Annotated in this window: 25 protein-coding genes, 2 tRNA genes and 2 pseudogenes; 14 read left to right on the forward strand and 15 right to left on the reverse strand. The window is 62.3% G+C overall.

Translation table 11 applies throughout. From position 1 onward, the window contains the following. The first annotated feature begins 10 nt into the window (after window positions 1-10). From MFF22_RS09450 to MFF22_RS09495, 10 genes are all read left to right on the forward strand, one after another. Window positions 11-1,642: a pectate lyase family protein gene (locus tag MFF22_RS09450; RefSeq protein ID WP_238248718.1), complete on the forward strand. Its 1,632-nt coding sequence runs from the start codon at window positions 11-13 to the stop codon at window positions 1,640-1,642. A gap of 165 nt (window positions 1,643-1,807) precedes the next feature. Then, window positions 1,808-2,341: a phage tail tip lysozyme gene (locus MFF22_RS09455; protein ID WP_238248719.1), complete on the forward strand. Its 534-nt coding sequence runs from the start codon at window positions 1,808-1,810 to the stop codon at window positions 2,339-2,341. Further along, entirely contained in the window at window positions 2,341-3,027 is a 687-nt protein-coding gene (locus MFF22_RS09460; RefSeq protein WP_238248720.1) for an NlpC/P60 family protein, read from the forward strand. Before MFF22_RS09455 ends, MFF22_RS09460 begins: the two co-directional genes overlap by 1 nt. Before the next feature lie 15 nt (window positions 3,028-3,042). Further along, window positions 3,043-3,831 carry a C1 family peptidase gene (locus tag MFF22_RS09465; protein ID WP_238248721.1) on the forward strand — a complete coding sequence of 263 codons (789 nt, stop codon included), beginning with the start codon at window positions 3,043-3,045 and terminating at the stop codon, window positions 3,829-3,831. Window positions 3,832-4,089: 258 nt separating this feature from the next. Then, a complete protein-coding gene (locus MFF22_RS09470; RefSeq protein ID WP_238248722.1) occupies window positions 4,090-4,275 on the forward strand; it encodes a hypothetical protein in 186 nt (61 codons plus the stop codon). 349 nt (window positions 4,276-4,624) lie between these two features. Continuing rightward, window positions 4,625-5,032, forward strand: a complete 408-nt coding sequence (locus MFF22_RS09475; RefSeq protein WP_238248723.1) for a hypothetical protein — start codon at window positions 4,625-4,627, stop codon at window positions 5,030-5,032. A gap of 16 nt (window positions 5,033-5,048) precedes the next feature. After that, complete coding sequence (locus MFF22_RS09480) at window positions 5,049-5,285, forward strand: hypothetical protein (RefSeq protein ID WP_238248724.1); 237 nt, start codon at window positions 5,049-5,051, stop codon at window positions 5,283-5,285. 11 nt (window positions 5,286-5,296) lie between these two features. Then, window positions 5,297-5,662: a hypothetical protein gene (locus MFF22_RS09485; protein ID WP_238248725.1), complete on the forward strand. Its 366-nt coding sequence runs from the start codon at window positions 5,297-5,299 to the stop codon at window positions 5,660-5,662. A gap of 145 nt (window positions 5,663-5,807) precedes the next feature. After that, entirely contained in the window at window positions 5,808-6,071 is a 264-nt protein-coding gene (locus MFF22_RS09490; RefSeq protein WP_238248726.1) for a hypothetical protein, read from the forward strand. 343 nt (window positions 6,072-6,414) lie between these two features. Further along, window positions 6,415-6,996: a hypothetical protein gene (locus tag MFF22_RS09495; RefSeq protein ID WP_238248727.1), complete on the forward strand. Its 582-nt coding sequence runs from the start codon at window positions 6,415-6,417 to the stop codon at window positions 6,994-6,996. A gap of 106 nt (window positions 6,997-7,102) precedes the next feature. On the opposite strand, the gene MFF22_RS09500 is transcribed toward MFF22_RS09495, so the two are convergent. The 7 genes from MFF22_RS09500 to MFF22_RS09530 all read right to left on the reverse strand — a co-directional run bounded on the left by MFF22_RS09500 (window position 7,103) and on the right by MFF22_RS09530 (window position 10,409). Continuing rightward, window positions 7,103-7,333, reverse strand: coding sequence for a hypothetical protein (locus MFF22_RS09500; RefSeq protein ID WP_238248728.1), 231 nt, complete (start codon window positions 7,331-7,333; stop codon window positions 7,103-7,105). 135 nt (window positions 7,334-7,468) lie between these two features. After that, window positions 7,469-7,699: a hypothetical protein gene (locus MFF22_RS09505; protein WP_238248729.1), complete on the reverse strand. Its 231-nt coding sequence runs from the start codon at window positions 7,697-7,699 to the stop codon at window positions 7,469-7,471. A 525-nt stretch (window positions 7,700-8,224) separates the two neighbouring features. Beyond that, complete coding sequence (locus MFF22_RS09510) at window positions 8,225-8,698, reverse strand: SNARE domain-containing protein (protein WP_238248730.1); 474 nt, start codon at window positions 8,696-8,698, stop codon at window positions 8,225-8,227. 44 nt (window positions 8,699-8,742) lie between these two features. Then, window positions 8,743-9,003, reverse strand: a complete 261-nt coding sequence (locus tag MFF22_RS09515; protein ID WP_238248731.1) for a hypothetical protein — start codon at window positions 9,001-9,003, stop codon at window positions 8,743-8,745. Between the two features lie 48 nt (window positions 9,004-9,051). After that, window positions 9,052-9,342, reverse strand: a complete 291-nt coding sequence (locus MFF22_RS09520; protein ID WP_238248732.1) for a hypothetical protein — start codon at window positions 9,340-9,342, stop codon at window positions 9,052-9,054. 51 nt (window positions 9,343-9,393) lie between these two features. Beyond that, complete coding sequence (locus MFF22_RS09525) at window positions 9,394-9,591, reverse strand: hypothetical protein (RefSeq protein ID WP_238248733.1); 198 nt, start codon at window positions 9,589-9,591, stop codon at window positions 9,394-9,396. Window positions 9,592-9,857: 266 nt separating this feature from the next. Further along, window positions 9,858-10,409 (reverse strand): hypothetical protein, encoded by a 552-nt coding sequence (locus MFF22_RS09530; RefSeq protein ID WP_238248734.1) that lies wholly within the window; start codon window positions 10,407-10,409, stop codon window positions 9,858-9,860. A 114-nt stretch (window positions 10,410-10,523) separates the two neighbouring features. On the opposite strand from MFF22_RS09530, the gene MFF22_RS09535 reads away from it, so the two are divergent. Then, window positions 10,524-10,727, forward strand: a complete 204-nt coding sequence (locus MFF22_RS09535; protein ID WP_238248735.1) for a YlcI/YnfO family protein — start codon at window positions 10,524-10,526, stop codon at window positions 10,725-10,727. Between the two features lie 25 nt (window positions 10,728-10,752). Here MFF22_RS09535 and MFF22_RS09540 read toward each other — a convergent pair. Beyond that, window positions 10,753-10,842, reverse strand: a tRNA-Ser gene (locus tag MFF22_RS09540). A gap of 204 nt (window positions 10,843-11,046) precedes the next feature. On the opposite strand from MFF22_RS09540, the gene MFF22_RS09545 reads away from it, so the two are divergent. After that, window positions 11,047-11,123, forward strand: a tRNA-Arg gene (locus MFF22_RS09545). Window positions 11,124-11,242: 119 nt separating this feature from the next. On the opposite strand, the pseudogene MFF22_RS09550 reads toward MFF22_RS09545, so the two are convergent. After that, window positions 11,243-11,895: pseudogene (locus MFF22_RS09550) on the reverse strand (SOS response-associated peptidase). Window positions 11,896-12,117: 222 nt separating this feature from the next. Between MFF22_RS09550 and MFF22_RS09555 the strand changes: the two are divergent. Beyond that, on the forward strand, window positions 12,118-13,164 hold the full coding sequence (locus MFF22_RS09555) for a ParA family protein (RefSeq protein WP_238248736.1): 1,047 nt from the start codon (window positions 12,118-12,120) through the stop codon (window positions 13,162-13,164). 305 nt (window positions 13,165-13,469) lie between these two features. Here the strand turns inward: MFF22_RS09555 and MFF22_RS09560 are convergent, their stop codons facing one another. Then, window positions 13,470-13,634, reverse strand: coding sequence for a hypothetical protein (locus MFF22_RS09560; RefSeq protein WP_238248737.1), 165 nt, complete (start codon window positions 13,632-13,634; stop codon window positions 13,470-13,472). Between MFF22_RS09560 and MFF22_RS24680 the strand changes: the two genes are divergently transcribed. Continuing rightward, window positions 13,633-13,764, forward strand: coding sequence for a hypothetical protein (locus MFF22_RS24680; protein WP_283206166.1), 132 nt, complete (start codon window positions 13,633-13,635; stop codon window positions 13,762-13,764). The two genes, MFF22_RS09560 and MFF22_RS24680, sit on opposite strands and share 2 nt — an antisense overlap. Before the next feature lie 265 nt (window positions 13,765-14,029). Here the strand turns inward: MFF22_RS24680 and MFF22_RS09565 are convergent, their stop codons facing one another. The 5 genes and pseudogenes from MFF22_RS09565 to MFF22_RS09585 all read right to left on the reverse strand — a co-directional run. Beyond that, complete coding sequence (locus MFF22_RS09565; protein WP_238248738.1) at window positions 14,030-14,800, reverse strand: hypothetical protein; 771 nt, start codon at window positions 14,798-14,800, stop codon at window positions 14,030-14,032. Next, window positions 14,797-15,072, reverse strand: coding sequence for a hypothetical protein (locus MFF22_RS09570; RefSeq protein ID WP_238248739.1), 276 nt, complete (start codon window positions 15,070-15,072; stop codon window positions 14,797-14,799). The genes MFF22_RS09565 and MFF22_RS09570 overlap by 4 nt, the downstream gene beginning before the upstream one ends. A gap of 234 nt (window positions 15,073-15,306) precedes the next feature. Then, window positions 15,307-15,705, reverse strand: coding sequence for a hypothetical protein (locus MFF22_RS09575; protein WP_238248740.1), 399 nt, complete (start codon window positions 15,703-15,705; stop codon window positions 15,307-15,309). Between the two features lie 37 nt (window positions 15,706-15,742). Further along, window positions 15,743-16,450: a uracil-DNA glycosylase family protein gene (locus MFF22_RS09580; protein ID WP_238248741.1), complete on the reverse strand. Its 708-nt coding sequence runs from the start codon at window positions 16,448-16,450 to the stop codon at window positions 15,743-15,745. Between the two features lie 125 nt (window positions 16,451-16,575). Beyond that, window positions 16,576-17,547: pseudogene (locus MFF22_RS09585) on the reverse strand (hypothetical protein); the annotation flags it as partial.

Genomic DNA, 17,547 nt, shown 5'->3' on the forward strand with positions numbered 1-17,547 from the left:
GATTGGGACTGTGGCTCGAAGCCTCGCCACCCGCGCCGCGGACACCCTGCAAGCCGCCGACTTCGGCGTGGTCTGCGACGGCGCTACGGCGAACGATGCCTCAATGCTGCTCGCCGTCACGGCAGGGCGAGGGTATGGGTCTGGCCGGCAGATCATGCTTCCGCCGGGCACTTGCCTGTTCAGCAACACGCTTGTGCTGTCGGGCGCCAACGTCGGTCTGCGCGGCGCCGGGCGGGACAAAACGATCATCAAGGCGCCCTCGGGCGTCCTGCCGGTGCAGGTCGGCAAGCCGAGCGATCCCAACCCGTGGACCACGACGAGCGGCTTTTCGACCTCGCTGGTCAGGCTCGCCGATCTGACGGTCGATGTGGGCGGCAAGAGCATCGGCGCCATCGGCGTGGATCGGTCCGCCACGGAAACCCGGTTCGAGCACGTCGCCGTGGTCGGCGATTGCGGGTGCTCCCTCATCTACGATCAGGGCGACACGTCGATCTACGACGACCCGTTCTTCTACGTGGGCGGCAATCAGACTTGGGGCCTCGAATGGGACACCTGGGGCCATAACCAGAGCATCATCGGCGGCACCTGTGCCGGGTCCGGCGGCTTCGGCAACGGCGGTTCGTGTATTCGCATCACACAGGGGCAGTACGCCGCGACCGGCGCCGACCCCCGCGCCGTCACTCATCGCGTTGAGGGCGCGAAGGTCACGGGAATGACCTTCATCAACGGCGGTCCCTACAACCTTCAGATCGGCAACAGCCTCTACGTTCAGGCCATCGCCAACGTCTTCGACCAGATCACGACCAACAATGTCGTCGTGCAGAATAACGCCGACGCGGCGCAGATCGTCGGGAATTACATCGGCTCCATTCAGCCTGTCACCAGCAAGGTTGGCGTCTATGTCTCGTGGACGGCGGGTTACGGGACCAACATCAGCAACAACATCTTCTATAATCTGAACTTCGGCGTGCTCGCGGACAGCAATGGCTCAGTCGGTGCCCCCGATATCCGGGTCACGAACAACAACTTCAACCTCTACGGCGGATCGGCCGCCATCGTCCTCGACAGCGTGGGCAGGAGCGTCGTCACCGGCAACATCGACAGCGGGACGACGACGGGCGGCTCGTTCTGGACCAAGGCCAGTTTCCGCAGCGGCGTCTATGCCGTCTCCGGCAACGTCTGGTCGCCGAACACCGTCACGGTCTGGGACGCCAACGGAACCTATACCTCCGGCAACGTCAACGGCGTCTACTCGGGCACGTCGCGGCAAACCCTGAACGGCGGCTCGGCTGGTCTGGCCTACCCCGCGAACTCCACGACGCCGCAATACATCACGCAGACGATGAGCACGGCCGAGGTCGCGGTCGCTCAGCCGGTCCCCTACTCGGGGACCCTGCGCCGGCTCGTCGTGGCGACGAATGCCAGCCCTGGCAGCGGGCAGTCCTACACCCTCACCCTGCGGGTGAACGGCGCGGACACGGCGGTCAGCTGCCAGATCACAGGCGCGAACCAGTCCTGCGCCGACATCGCGCACACGACGCAGATCGTGGTCGGCCAAACCTACTCGGTGAAGATCGTCGGCAGTTCCGGGTCGGCGGCGACGCTGGTGAACTATGGCCTCGAACTCGACGCGGCGAACTGATGCCCGCGCTTCTCGCCGCGCTTCTCGCGCTCGCCCTCACCACCCCCGCCGACGCTGCTCCGAAGCGCAAGGCCCGCCCTGTCTGTGTGCAGATCTGGGACCCCGGCGTCGGGCCAATGCGGATTTGCGAGCCGAAGCTTCGATAATCCTCACTGAGATTTGGAAATGGCTGATCGTGTGAACGAAGTGGCGGCCCACTACGGGCTTAAGCTCATGGCTGAATTCGGCCTGACTGCGGTTCAGGTGGCAGGGTTGCTCGGCAATCTAGCCCATGAGAGCGGCCGATTTACCGTCTTCAAAGAGATTGGCAGCGGCCCGAACAGCGGCGGGCGTGGGTGGGCTCAGTGGAGTGGCCAGCGCCGCCTCACGTTCCTCGGTTATGCCGCCGCCCATCGTCTAGACCCGAAGTCTGATGAAGCCAGCTATGGCTATCTCTGCGTCGAGTTCCACGGCGCTTACAAGAGTGTCATCACTGCACTGAAGCGGTGCGTGACCGTCGAGTCCGCCGCCACAACGGTGGAAAAACTTTACGAAGCCGCTGGTCGTCCGATGATGTCGAGCCGCATCGCTTTCGCGCGGCGCATTCTCGCCATCCTCAGCCCCGGCCATCCTGCGTCCGTGGCCCCGCCCGCCAGACGTTCCGCTCGCGCCCCTATGGCGAAGAAGAGAACGCGGTCCCGACACCATCGGCACGCTTGATGGCGACCTACTCCACAATCCAGATCCAGAAGGCGCTGATCGCCCTCGGTTACGCAATCAAGGCAGACGGGGATTATGGCCCGGCCACAGAGCGGGCCGTAACTGCCTTCCAGAAGGCGAACGGCCTCGTTGCGGATGGTGACGCTGGCCGCAAGACTTTGGCCGTCCTGTTCTCTGCCAAGCCCTCCGCACCTGTCGCGCCCTCCGACGTGCCCCCGTGGGTGGTCCTCGCTCGATCCAAGATCGGCCTCAGCGAGCGGTTCCACAACAAGGATCTGCGGGCTTTCCTCAAGTCGGACGGCCGCACGCTCGGCAATCCTGCGACTCTGCCGTGGTGTGGTGACTTCGTGCAGACCTGCATCGCTCTGAAGGTGCCGCACGATGTGATCCCTGCCAATCCCTACTACGCCCTGAACTGGAAGACGTTCGGGCGGGCACTGAAGGAACCGGCCCTCGGCGCCGTGCTGGTCTTCAAACGCCCCGGCGGCGGTCATGTCGGCTTCTACGAGGGCGAGCGCAAGGACGCCTACTACGTCCTCGGAGGCAACCAGTCGAACGCGATCAAGCGCTCTTGGGTCGCGAAAAACCGTTGTGTCGCGATCCGCTGGCCGAAGTCAGTTCCCCTGCCGACCGGCGGCCGGCTGATCAGCACGGCAGGCGGCAAGCTCTCCGAAAACGAAGCTTAATTGCAAGGACGCCGCATGGCCGCTGCCTCACCCATCAAGCCGCGCGATATCGCATGGTACGGCTTCCGTGCCGATCAGAATGATGGCCGTGACCGGATGTTCGCGCCGAACCCGGCGGCGCTCAAGTCCCTGCCGGCGGATGTGGATCTTCGTCAGTGGTGCCCCCCGGTGATGAACCAGGGCGCCATCGGCTCATGCTCAGCGCACGCGATCACGGCGGCGTTGCGGTTCGCGCTGATTAAGTCCGGCCAGCCGGATCGCGACCTGTCCCGGCTTCAGCTTTACTGGGATGAGCGGTCCATTGAAGGCACCACGGCCTCCGACAGCGGCGCGGAATTGCGCGACGGCATCAAGTGCGCGGCGAAACTCGGCGTCGCGCATGAGCCTCTATGGCCGTACGACATCGCGAAGTTCAAGCGGAAGCCGGTGAAGCAGGTCTACGCCGATGCTCTCAAGTTCACGGCGCTGACTTATCAGCGCGTCGAGGTGGACGCGACGAAGTTGAAGGCTGCGCTGGCGACGGGCGCCCCCGTGGTCATCGGCATCAACGTGTTCGACGCCTTCGAGAGCGATGACGTCGCCAAGACCGGCGTCGTTCCGATGCCCGCAACCGCAGATGCGCCGCTCGGCGGGCACGCGATGCTGTGCGTCGGCTACGGGCAAAAGCCGGGCTACTTCACCGTACAAAATTCCTGGGCAAGCGACTGGGGCGACAAGGGATTTTGCTACCTGCCGGAAGCCTACCTCGGCTCGCAGGATCTCGGCTCCGATTACTGGCAGATCTCCAACGTGAAGGTGTCTTGAGATGACCGATCCCCATAAGCCCGCTCCGGCGGCGAACGATCATACCCACGCGAAGCCGGCCGCCAAGAAGACGGTTCGGCCCGCTGCCCCGAAGCCTGCGATCCCTCGCGTCGAAATCCATCCTGAGGCGCCCCCGGGCAAGGGCCATCTCGCTGCGGCTGTGGCCGTGACGCTGGGGGCTGGCGCTCTGATCGGACGGGCGATCTTCGGAGCCGCCGGTTCGCTCATGAGGCATCCGCGCTGGCGTCGGTGGCGTCGATGAAGTGGTTCCTGAGCGGCGTCCTCATCTGCGGCCTCGCGCTGATGGCGTGGGGCAACTCAATTTCGAATGGCCCTGGCTCTGCCGACGAACGCATTGCCGGCGCGATCCCGGTCCTGCTCGGCGCAGGCTTCATCGCGCTTGATGTCGTGGTTGCCTTCGTCTGGCTGATCTTCAGGGCGTGAAGTCAGTGCGGGGTCGGTTCTGCGTGGGGCGGCTCGCTATGAGCGAAGTTAGCGCAGATATTCTCGACCACTTGGCGATGCGCTTTGATCGCATCATCGCCTAGCAGCATCGCAGGGATTTTGACGGTCGTTCTAGAAGTCTGACACCAATCGACTAAGCCTTTTTCGATATCAATATCGACTAAGCCGCGGCTCATTGAGGCCGGCTTCATGGACGGGCTTACGGCCCAAAACATGAATACGCCACAGAGCAAAATGCCGATTTTCTGCAACCGCATAGACATCGGCAAAGTCTAACACATCCGCGCCGCGCCGGAAGCCGGCATCTCCCCAAACCGAAGAGATTACGATGAAGAACCTCGCACTCGTGGGCGCGCTCGTCTGCGCCCTTCCTATGGCTGCCTGCACCCCGAGCCAGGAGAACCAAGTCCTGACCGGTCTCAACGCGGCCTGCGCTGGCCTCGCGGTCGGCACGACCATCGCTGTTGAGGTCGCTGCTGTCGTTCCTGGTGGGGCTGGCGCGGGGACGGTCGCCAACACGGTCGGGACCGTATCTGGCACGGCCTGCACCGCGCTTGTCCCCGCCGTCAAAGGCATCGTGGACAACATCATTGCATCGGGCGCCACCGCACAGGTGACGGCGACAACCACTGACCCTACGACCGGAGTTAAGACCCGCCGCCGCATGACCGTGGCTCCCGGTGCTGCGCCGTTCTTCCAGGGTGTGATCGCGCCGTCCACTGGCTTCCAGTTCTGAGCAAGGAGAGGCGCCCATGTCCAAGCGCACGTACAATATCCCTCTGCCCTACACCACCACTTCGTCGGACGGCGCCAAGATCGAAATGGCGCTGGGCATGCCGGAGGTTCAGGCGGCCCTCCCGCGGATTAAGCCGGAGATCGTCGCCAAGCTGAAGCGCGTCGGCATCATCCATCATGAGACGTTCTCACAGGCCGAGCTGGATAGCATTCCCTCGGACCTGTGGAACAAGCTCGCGCCGCATCTGGGCTGAGGAGGCGCAGGATGACCCCTCAGTCCCTCGCCGCCGCCCTCGGCGTCGTCCTCTCGTTCGTGGTCGGCATCCTGTCCAGCCGAGGCATCATCAGCAAGGAAATGGCCGACTATCTGGCCGGTCCTGAGACGCTGGCGTTCCTCGGCGTGCTGGCGACCGCCGGGCTCGGCGCCTACGCCTTCTGGTCGAACCGGCCCCACGGCATCATCAAGAGCGCCAACGCCCTGCCTCAGGTCGATGCGGTCATCACCAAGCAGAAAACCGCCGACGAGATCCAGACCCCTGGCATCGTCGGCTCTGTGGAGCAGGCTGAGAAGGTGGTTTCTACCTCGCGACGCCGGGCTCATCACGCCGACCCGACGCCCGCCGGCAACTGACCAGATGGAACTCGGAGCCATAGCAGTTCTACTGCGCGACTTTGGCGGATGGGGGGTTTCTGCCCTTCTTATCGTCGCCTTGGTCTATAGGGACCGCGAGTGCCAATCATGCCAGAAATCTCAGATCGCCCTGGTTGAACGGCTCGTGACCGCCATGCACGCCGCGAGCGTCGCCACGGCACAGTTCGAAGCCGCCCTGAAAAGCCTCACGGAAACCCTCGACGCGCGCGGGCAGACGGTCGGAGACCTGTCGCACCGCATCGACATCGTGGTCGAGAAGATCCAGCACGGCCTGGGCAATCTCGGCGGGTCCATGCAGGCCATCGCCAACTGGATCGAAAAGGAGAAAGACCGCGACCGCAACCGCGCCAGAGAGCGTGAAGAAGACCGCGAACGGGGGCGCCCCTGATGTGGAGGCGCATCGTGTCCCTATTCCACCGCAAGCCGTGCCCGGCCCAGAGCCACAACGTCGATGCGCTCTTCGCCGAGAACCTGTCCGCGCACGAGCGCGCAGCGCAGGCCGCACACCATGTCGAGCGGTCCGCGGATCGCAACCGTGGGCACTTGCAGAGGCTGCGCCAAGAGATCGCGGAGCGGACGCATCACGAACGACAGGCACGACCGGAACCGCACACCAGCGACGTCCGCTTGCTGGTAGAGACTGTGCTGACGCGCGTGCAGCCGCGTCCTGATCAGAAAGGGTAGGGCCGGTGTGGCGTACAGGCATCTATAATCACGACGGCCCGGAGAACGTGAACAGCACCATCGGTTGGGTCTGCTTTCTCCTCATCTTCGGGTACGTCGGGTTCAACGTTTTTTCGCCCAACAATGACATTAACATCGGGCTCGACACCATCATCGGCGTGCTCGGCATCTACGTCGTGTTCAAGTACCTGCGCCGGTCGGTCATCACGATCCTGACCGGTTCAGGGGACTCGTCCGATTTCCTGATCGTCGGAGTGCTGCTGTCGTGGCTCAGCCAGTCCGGCCGCGCGGCCGGCAGCATCGTGACCCGGCTCTCCGGCTTCGACCCGGCGTGGCTGAACTCGGAGTATTTCGGGATCGTCAAGGTGGTCACGATCCTGGCCGCCGTCTGTCACGTCGTCCCGGCCGGGGCGATCAAGGCCAACGGCAGAGAGAGCGTCCCGGCGCCGTCCCGCTTCGGGCTCGCGGCGGCGTTCCTCCTGTCGTTCGTCATGATCTTCGCGCTCCTGACCTACAAGCCGAACCTCAAGCCCTGGATCGACAGCATGCCGGGCTGGTCCAAGGACATGTTTCAGACCGGGGCGAACAAGGATCGGCAGCACCACGCCATCGCCGAGCCGCCACACTGACCGGCCCGACATCGCAGAGCCTACCCAAGCCCGCCCGGTTCGTCCTGGCGGGCTTTTTGCTGCGCTTTTTCGGCTAAGCTTACGGTGAGCGGATGCCCCCTCCGCCCTACTCGGCCCGCAGGTCGGCCGCGAGATCGCGTCCGGTCCAAGCGGCGTAACGCTTCGCCATCTTCTCCCGCAGTCGGCAGGCGTCCTCAGCGTCGAGCTGTTCCGGCATCCGTTGGCGCCCTTCCTCAGAGCACAAAAGCTCGGGCGGCATCGAAAGGGCGAGGTCGGACGGGGCCTCGGCAAGCTCCTCGGCGAGCCATCCAGGGGCGAGGGTTTCGCGCTTAATCATTCGAGTTTGACTCCTTTCCCCTCTGCCATCGGGTGACGGCCTGCGGTCTCCATCCTTCCGGGTAGGAGCCGCCCTGCACGCAGGGACGGGTCAAAGTCGCAGGCCGTCGCCAGACGGCAGATTTTCCCTTCCCCCCTAAGCCTCATCCTCACCGTAAACCCGCAGCACCGCCCGGCCTTCCTGCGTCAGATGCCAAGCCCGTCCGCTGGGATGGCTGGCCCGTGCGGCATCCCGCTCGACCACAAGACCCATCTCGACCAACGCGGCCATGAGGCTCGGGTACGCCCCGGATCGTAGCCCCGCCGGTGAACTCGCTATCGCGCGAAGGGCTGCGATCTGGCGGCCCCGGAGCGGTGGGGCTCTCACGCTACTGCTCCTCGTCGCCGACTGGCACGACCGGCCAGCCCAAGGCGATCAGGGCTTCGGCGGCAGACTGGGCGGCGAGGGGGTCGGGCATCGGGGGGAGATAGGGCGATCACATGGGGTGGCGCCATAGCCTCACAGCGACTGCCATACAGGCCATCACCGCGGCGATCAGCGCGATCAGATCCGGCGGCTTACCGTCAGAGTAATTCGACACCAGAAGCAAGCCGCTTGAGGCAAAACCGAGCGCTGGCATCAAGCGAAACGCCGTCCACATCCTACCCCTCCCTCTGGCTGCGATCTGCCTCGGCAAGGGCGGAACGGCCGAGGTCGGTGAGAGCGTAGCGCTCCCAACTTGGCATTCCGACTTGCTCTGCCAATCCGCGTTTGACGCACGAAAGCAGGGACCTTTTGTCTGGTGAGAATGCTGAAAGCTTCGACCAAACCCGGAAGCCCTCAACGCTCGTGCCGATGGTGAGCCAGCGTAGCGCGTGCTCCTGCAATTCGCTTAGCTTCACCTTGCCCATCCTACTCCCCCGTCTGCGTGGCTTTGGCGAGAGCGGAGCGGATCTTTTGCCAGATCGCGACGGTTTCACCCGAAAGCTGGCCGATGCCTCCCCATACTGAGGTATCCTCCGCGAAAGGCCCTTGGGGGAAACTCTCGGTCCACCAGTCGTCTATCGTCTTCAGCGCCTCGACCATCTCGGCGTGACAGTTGACGGCATCGGCATCTTGCACTTTGATGGATGCGGCTAGAGGCTCTGGTAAGCCATCCTCCAACGCGCGAATATAGTTCATCAGCTTCCAGTAGTTACCGCCGACCTGTTGTTTATGTTCGGCAAGTCGCTTCACAACGCGTGGAGAGTCGTGAGCGCCTTTTGTCTTGTGAAGGCATACAGCTTCGGCAGCGATGGCGCGACCGAACCGAACAATGAGCTTTCCGGCCCGGTCACGATCCCAGAAGTTTTCGGGGTTACACGGATGCACGCTCGTCTCGCTCATCTCTCACCTCGTTTCTCTCGGCGCCCCATCCTCGGGGGGAGGGGTTAGTTGAACGATAGCTTCCGCAGCTTGGCGATAGATTTCTCGTGGCTCGCGATCTTGGTCAGCCGCATCTTTTCGGCGCGAGCGATGGCGGCCTCGCGAGTATGATGATAATCTCGTCCGTGAAAGTAATTTACGCCATTAGCTCCGCCGCACCATTCAACAGTCGCCATGCCGTCGCACTCATTTACCAATATTTTTTCAATAATACCGCCAGTTAGCGCATACTTTGTCACGAACACTATCTTTGTCTCTTCGCTCATCTCTCTCTCCACAATCCAAGAACGCGACCAGAGGGACGCCGGGAGGGGTTAGGCAATCCATATTCGATTGCCATCCGCGAGGTCGTAGAGTTCATCCAGCGTCCAATTGAACGCCTTCTTGGGCTTGTCGCAGTCTGGCACGTCGGCAAAGCCATCCGCAATCTCCTCAAGACTGTCGGACAGAATTGGGTTTGCCCCTTCCACCTTCTTCGCGAGGGCGCGGACGCGCTCGGCGGCCACGGGCGCAACCCGAGTAGCCAGAGCATTGTCGTCGCCATCGTCATGCTCGTCGTCCATCCAAAGCTCTTTGAGCTTCAGCGTGTGATCCCAACGGGGCATCTCTCATCTCCTTCGCGATGGTGGAGGCGCCCCGGAAGGCGCCGGGGAGGGTTAGGCAGCACGCCGAAAGGCGGACCGGATCAGCCCCCAGCCAATGCGCAACAGTTCGCCGCGCGAGAGCGCCCAACGGGTGTGCTGCTCAGGGTTGAGATCCATAATGTGCAGCGTGAAGCCTTTGTATTCGCTGAAGCTGACCCGCAGCATCGGGCCTTCCGGCGCCCAGAAAATGCATTTGCCGTTGTCGCTCATTGCAGAAGCTCCTTGCAGGACATCATCACGCTGCGTGGATCATCAGGGCGACCGGCGGCGGTGACGGCGGCCGTGTATCCGCAGCGGCGGCATTCCACGACCCAGACGAGGCGTTCGGGGGGCGGGGTAAGGCAGCATGGCTTTGCAAGTCGCCGCGCCGGGCATCGCTGCCCCCACATCTTTCCCATCAGGATAGCTATGGTCGGGCGGACACTGTGGCGGTCCACGTCGATTGATGGCGCAAACCCGAAACTGCTCGCGCCTCTTCACCATTGGCCCGGTCTCCGCGCACATTCGAAGTCGGCGCGCGAAGCCCATGCAACTTCACACAGATCGCACGCCATGCCTTCATCACCATCAGCGCCGGCAAGGCATTGCTTCGGCGGGCGTTTATTCCATGGCTTGAACGCGCGGATGGCGTGGGGCGAATAGCGCGGCGACGACCAATCCCCGTCGAAAGTCAGGGCACGGTCATCAATCGTGATAAGCGCCGCAGGCTTGAACCAAGGCCACGAGAACTTGCGGTAGATACCTGCGGCGTCGGACCAGCATTCGCACTCGGTCAGCGACGGCTCCGTGCCGCCAGCCTCCCAGTGAGCCGCGATGGCTTTGCCAAGCCACAGCTGCATCGCCCATCGCCCCAGCAGGTTTCGACTTCTAGAAGAGAATACCGCCACATCGAAGTGATCCAGTGCGGCGAGCATGTACGGGATGGCGCCTGGGACAGGCGGGTCAGGAATGACGTGCGCTCCCCGCCACCCGCTCGTGTACGAATGGATCACGCCATCAAAATCGAGGCAAAGGACTGGCTTGGCCATCTAGGTCTCCACGTTCCCTAGACTTTATAACCGCCATACGATATGTCAATAAGCGCCATACAAAACAGGGCGTGCGTCTTGCGGGAATTTCAGCCACACGATACCGAGCGCCCCATGGGACGCCCGCCGCTCAAGCTCAAAGACCCGACGCTGAAGACGACGATCCGGCTGCCCACGAGCCTGCTTCGCCGCATGAAGGAGGTTGCCGGCGATGGCGACGTCGCCGCGTTCATCCGCGAAGCTGTAGAACGCGAGCTTGAGCGCCGACTTTCTGTCGGTGGGGGGATAAATGGGGGGATAGAACCCCCCGGAAGCTAAATTCCCCAAATAAAACAATACGGTCTGGCGGAAGGGGTGAGATTCGAACTCACGGTGGAGTTGCCCCCACGGCGGTTTTCAAGACCGCTGCCTTAAACCACTCGGCCACCCTTCCCGGCGCATACGCTACGATCTACGGCGTGGCTCGGATCGGCGTCAACAAGCAGGTTCGCACGAGCGCCTTCGCGCCACCTTGCGACGAAGCGAGTACGCTGTGGGAAAGCCATCGCGGAGTTTTCCAAACCCGGCTTGCCAAGTTCGGCGCGAGCCACTAGAAGCACGCCAACCCCGGTGCGCACCCGCTGCCGCCGCGGTTCAGGCGCCCGTAGCTCAGCTGGATAGAGCACCAGACTACGAATCTGGGGGTCAGAGGTTCGAATCCTTTCGGGCGCGCCAATTCACCAATAACTGCAACGAGTTAGCGACGGGCGATGACGCGGTAGCGGAATACCGTGCGCTGATTTCGTCTCGGGGTACGGCTCCGGGTACGGCATTCGCGACGTTGCCGACCTTTCTCAACCGTCCCGTCGTTCGCCTCGGGCGACCACGATCAGCGCCCCGTCGGCGAGCGGGCGCTGAAGTGACTTCGCCTCGGATCACGGAGCAGAAAGCCACGTCGCCCATTCTTCGGCTTGGTGAGGGTCACCGGCATCCCCTTCGGGTGAACCGCCCCGACCTCGGCGTTCGGCTCGGTCGTCAGCAAGGCGAACAGGTCGTCGGTCGTCTCGCCGTCCTTCACCTTCAGCACCGAGGCCCATCCCTCGACCCGGATGCCGGCGAAGCACGTCAAAGGTCGATCCTCGGCGAGCGCGAACCGCACGGGCGGATGCGAGCCGTCTCGGGCCTTCTCGTTCTCGTTGAAGCTGGTGAACGGCACGAGGCACCAATGCTCGGGCGAGAGCCAGCGCCGCCAATGCGGGGAGGCCGTGTTCCGTACGTTCGTAACGCCGGGGTCGACTTTCCGGCCCTTCAGGGCGAAGGCGGGCGACGGCATGCCCTATCGCATCATTGAAAGCGTGCGCACGCCCTCTCGCACGCGGACGATCGGCGCTGCGGTGTTCGGAAAAATGCCCGGCAAGGACGGCAGGTTTCCGGTCTCGTCGCGATCGATCCCGAACGCCTTCCCGATCTCGGACTGCGGGGCTCTGAGGCTATAGAGGTTGCACATCGCGCAATGCTCGCCGGTCGGGCGTGACGGTTCAAGCCCGCGACCGAAGGTCCGGTCCCTGTGAAAAGGGAGGACTGTCGCTGAAGAGGTGTGCCCCCCTCGATCGGCAATCGATAACGACTTAAGGTGCTGTTAAGGAGTCTTGAAGGGCGTTCACGGGCGCTCAAACTCCTTGACCGAAGCGGTCAGTCGCGCCGTGAGCGGCACGCGAGGAGCGTCTCAATGGAAGCCTATGCGGTTTGGAATAACAAAGGCGGCACCGGAAAGAGTACCGTTACCTTTCACATAGCATCACGCTTCGCGGAAAAAAATCCAGACCGCAGAGTTCTAGTAGTCGACATGTGTCCGCAGGCTAATAGTTCTATGCTTCTTCTGGGAGGCGGGCAAAGCGGCGAGACGAAACTCTTAAAGCTTTGCTCCGAGACGACTCCGAAGAGCGTAGTGGGCTACATAAGCGAAGCTATTATTAAGCTTTCGACGCCAAATCTTTCCGATTTTACTATTAAGGTCCATGACGAGAACGAAAAAATACCCCAAAATCTCTTTCTGTTGAGCGGCGATGGAAATTTAGAACTCCTTGCGCCCGCGATCACAGAGAATGCTAGCCGATCGGCACTGCCCGGTCTCTCGGATCCATGGCTTTGGACGCACGAAATACTTAAGAGGCTTCGAATTAATCTGGAAGACGATTGGACTGTATTTTACGATACTAATCCTTCATTCTCGATTTACACGGAGCTCGCAATTTGCGGTAGCACAAGGCTTCTTGTCCCCGTAAATGCGGACGATTCGTCCCGTGTAGCAGTAAAGGCTTTGTTTGCGCTTCTTCACGGAACGAATCCACCTCACCCGTTTTTCGGGGGCTACACGTTCGCCGCGAAGGCAAGCCAAAGAAAAATGATTCTTCCTCAAGTGCATCTTGCCATCGGCAACCGATTTACTCAATTTAAAGGCGCTGCTGCTGCTTTCGCTGCATTCTCAGAAGCGACGGCCGATCAGCTATATGGCGAGTTCCAAGCAAATCCAAATCGCTTTTCACCTCGGTCGCATAAAATTTCCTCGAAACCGGATTTTCTTGCGGATTATGTGGGCGAACTTCGCGATTTCAATACGGCCGGTGTGGTTGCTGCTCACCATGGGACCCCTCTATCAAAGATGAGACAAGACTATTACCCGGTTCACAGCGATCCCGACGTCAAGGTCAATATGGATCAGCTCAAACAGGGCCTAAAGGCAATAGATAGTGTGGTTTCGAAGATCGATCCATAAGGGCGAATGCGCACGAAGATCCGTCGCACATAGGCTAACGGTCTTAAGCGTAGGCCCGAGTGCATCGATCATCGGACTTCGATCGTAACCTTGATACTTGACAGGCGAAGCCCCGGCACCTTTGAGATGGCGCCGGGGCAATAAAATCTTGAGATCGATTTAGCTCGCGACTGAGATGGTCAGTGAGCCGCCGCCAGCGCCGAGGGCGACAATCCCCGCCGCCGTAGCGCGAACCCGCCCCATGGGCTTCTAAATGACGGCTAAACGTATCGGGCACGTACGCGACCGACGTAGATGCCGCTCAATTACCCGTTCCGCGCGATCCGCCCGGCTTCGAGGATCAGGCGTGCGGCCAACTCGTCTTGATCGACAACCGGCTTCGCGGCCGGCTTCTTCGGGGGATTGCGAAGCGAGGGGAACACCGGCTCGCTCCGATCGATCTGCGCTGCCATTTCCATCAGCAACGCCATGCCCGTCGCTTTCGGCGGCGTCGGGGGCATGGGGGGCGATGCGGTAGGCGCTTGCCGGATCGGGATCGGCGGTGAAACAGCGGTGGGCTTCAAGCGCGACGGGACGGGCTTCGCGGCGGTGGCCTTCTGAGCCACGCGCCGAGCCTCGATCTCAGCAAGTAGGTCGCTCCGCACGACAGCCCGAAGTGTGTCGACGCTCACAGGCGGCGGAAGGCCTTCCCTGGCCCGATCATCGCACGCCTTCTGAAGGCGCCGCTCGACCTCGATCCTGATCTCACTCTCAAACATATAGTCCCTACCTGAATCTCGAACCTGCGCCGCTGCTCGGCGCGGGATTGTCGGCGGTGCCGGCTACCGTGTGCCCTCGTGCCGCGAGCGGTGCGGCTCGCTCACGACTACGCCTCTCGCGGCCAATGCTGAGAGCCGCCGATCCGGCCTGCCGGAAGCCGGATATCGGTGACAGACGGAAGCCACGTATCCGCCCGCTTACGACCGGGGCGACGGATCTCACGCTTCACGATCCGCGTCGGGCCGTGCTCCGAACCCATCGATCCGTCACGTTGGCGGACAAGCTGAACGGCGCGGCTCCACTCACCGTCGATCTGAACCTGAGTTTCTTCGACGATCCGCATCGCATCGGGCTCTTGTCGCCCGGCAGCGAACCGGAAGCGACGGTCGATCGACTGAAGCATTTCGCTATGGCGCTTCGCGCCGGCAAGCGCGTCGTTCGTCCGTGCTACCTCTCGATCGAGATCGGCCTTTCGCGCCAGGACGGATGCCATCTGCGAAGCGAGCCGGTCATAGTCGTCGAGAAGGCTCGAAGCCTCGGCGCGCACGCGGCGTTCGATCGCCTCGCGCCGGGTCGTAAGGGCGTCGGCTGCCTCACGCGCCACGGCTTCAGCATGAGCCTTCTGAAGCTCGTTGATCGCATGATCTGCGACCTCGACTTCGGCCCGCGCGAGCTTGGCTTCGTCGTCGGCCGCAATCATCCCCACAGGGTTGAAATCGTCCTGCGCGGCGGCGCGGTTGAATGCGGCGGCGGCGACGCGGGCCTCGGCTTTCGCACGGGCAGCCTCTCGCGCTTCGATCTCAACCGCGATCTCAGCCGAGGCGAGCGGAGAGGCGGACCGAGCCCGGCGGGGGAAGAGCTTGTCGAGGATGCTCACGCGCATACCTCCAAATTCTCGGCGACGGCCAGGTCGAGCAATGCCCCGCGATTGTACTCAAGTTCGATCGAGAGCCGATCAAGGGCCGCATGACGTGCGGCGATGCGGCATTCGACCTCCGCGAAGTCACTAAGAGCGAGCGCGTTCCGACCGCGAAGCTCGTGAGACAGCGCGAGCAAACCCGCGTGCGCGGCCAGATCCGCGAAGCGGTCGACGGAGTTATTGGCGTGAGGCGTTCCGGGCTTTGCCGGAGGCCGGGGAGACAGGGCCATAGTTCAGATCCTCGGGCGCCGGCTCTTGGCCGGCACAGTGAGGTTCGCCCGATACGGTCTCGGCAGGGAGACAGGTTTAATATCCCCCAACGCCAAAAGGCGGACGGTCCGAAGACCGCCCGCTATGCTCACGCCCGAGGAAGGCCCGATTAAAATGCACGCGACGAGCGGATCACGCGGGGCAGATCTAATCGCCACGAAAAGCCGACGGTTATGCCAGTCGGGGTCTCTGCCTCAGGTCGAGCGCCCAGGCTGGCGATAGGCGATCTCGAAAGCGAAGCCGACCGCATCGCGCATTTCCAACCGCAATAGATCTGCGATCGGCTTCAGCGCCTCGCGGATGGAGTCGGGCAGAGCGCGCTCCCGCGGGATCGGAACGAACTCGAAATTCAGGAAGCCGAGTACGGCCGAGATACTTTCGAGGTTAGGATGGTTCTTATGACGCCATGCCTTAACGGTCGGGCGGTTGATTCCAGATCCTGCCTCGACGGAGTCATAAGTTTTGTTTTGGCGGTTCATTTCCGCGAAAACTAGCTTTACTGCCGGACTTGCTCGTTCCGGTATCGTGACAGTCGAGCGTCGCTGCTTTCTCGGCTCCGGGTTGCGACGTGAGTATTTCGCGATTGCAGTCATAGGGCGATTTTGATGATCGCATGACAGTTGGGGGAGGCTATTTTTCCCTCCCCGATCCAAGGTTGAGCGCGGCGCCGATGCGTGACCAGTCCTCGGTCTGACGCGACCATGATCGATTGGCGAGCCCGAGCGGGCCGCAGTGCCCGACCGCAAAGGCAATGCGGCTTGCCGCCGTCCAACAGCCGCCAGCGGCCCTTTGAATTGACGATGAAGCATCCTCAAGACCGAGCGCTAGCCGGACAGCCCGCCATCCGTGCGAGCCCATTCCGACAACAGCTTCGGGATCGAGGCGGGAAATAAGGGGGGTAAGTTGTGCTGACGAGCAGGCCCGCACCCAACGATCGGCGATCGGGCGGTTCATAGGCGGATGCTTGAGGCACAAAATCGAGTTCGTGAGATAGATCGGCGTATCGGGATCAGGCAGCGGCGGGCGACCCGGCGAGAAGCCCGCAATCGTGAGCAGCCGGTGAAGGTTCGCGTTCGTTGCGCTTCTTGGGTCATCGGCGCCGTGGTGCCACTCGAAATAGCCGGCATCACTAAAGTCCTGGCCGACAATCACGAGCCGGGGGTTCAGATGCCCGAGCCATTGCGCCCAATGGCTGACGACCTCGGGGTCGAACGAGAAAGATGCAGCCGACACGATGCGATCGGGATCGCGATCGACACAGATGCGACAGGCTTTACGTCTCTCGATTAAGTCGGCGAGGTCGTATGTAGAGCGCTCGACGTTAAATTTGGTTTTCATCGTTGAGTCAGAATAAAGATATTTTTTGATACTTTTCTAGACCTATGGTGCGTTGCACGTTCACCCGCATGGGAGGCGGTCCCAGAGGGACCCAAGCGCATGGCGGCGCATCCCATCGCGATCAGTCATGCGCCTAGCGCGGGTCGATCAGATCCGCTCTCGCATGTGCTCGCCGATGTAAGCATGCCCGCCCATGCCTGCATTCGCGCGTCGACAAGTCGACCGATCGCCTCAATCGAGGGTCGCGCCCACGCCGCGCAAGCCCTCTTCACGGTGATACGCTCGATCGGCCCGAGCCCGCGATCGTTCAGCCAACGCTTCAGAGCGTTCGGCCCTTTCGGCCCGTTCGGCAGAACGACGATCTCAGTCGGCGCGAAGCGGCCCGTGCGCTTTGCCTCGATAACGCTGACGCTCACCCCAAGGTCTATATAAACGTCTATATTAGACCTAAGGGTGAGCCTCACGGCTTCCGACATATTTTGAGCCGCTTTGGCGCTCGCCGCGAGATCGGGGAACGCCGCCTGAATATCGGACGCGGCGGTTAGCACGACGCCTTCAGCCGCCATGTCGGCCCATGCGCCAAGACGGACGGCGCTCCATTCCTCGACGCGGTCGACCGTGATCGGCAGAGGCACGTCCGATACGATATCGAGAAAGAACGCCTCGTCGGGACCGCGGCGCAGAGGGCGCAATCGGCCGATCGCTTGGATCAACTGCCCCTCGCAGATTTGCCAACGCAAAGCCTCGACCGTCAGATCGGAATGGCGGTGGCACTCGATCGGGTAGTTCGACCCGTCCCTGAGCCTGATTGCGCCGGGAACGCGCGGATACCAGCGGCGCTCGTCGAGCTTAAGCACCGCATCGGCGGCGTCGACGGGAGCGCCCGTCAGCGTGCCCGCGTCGGCTTCCATGGAGAAGATGGGCGGCATCGCCTGCCCGATCACGATCATCCCGGCGACCTTCTCCATGTCGTTCCGACCCGAGAGCGCGTTGAAGTGGCCAGTCACGACGTTCGCCGGCAGACCCATTCCGACGAGACGTTCTTCGACCGCCGCCTGAGCAATGACCGCGACCTGCTGTGTTTCGGCGTGCAACTT

It is taken from the genome of Methylobacterium persicinum (assembly GCF_022179525.1).
In the GTDB taxonomy this organism is placed as follows: domain Bacteria; phylum Pseudomonadota; class Alphaproteobacteria; order Rhizobiales; family Beijerinckiaceae; genus Methylobacterium; species Methylobacterium persicinum.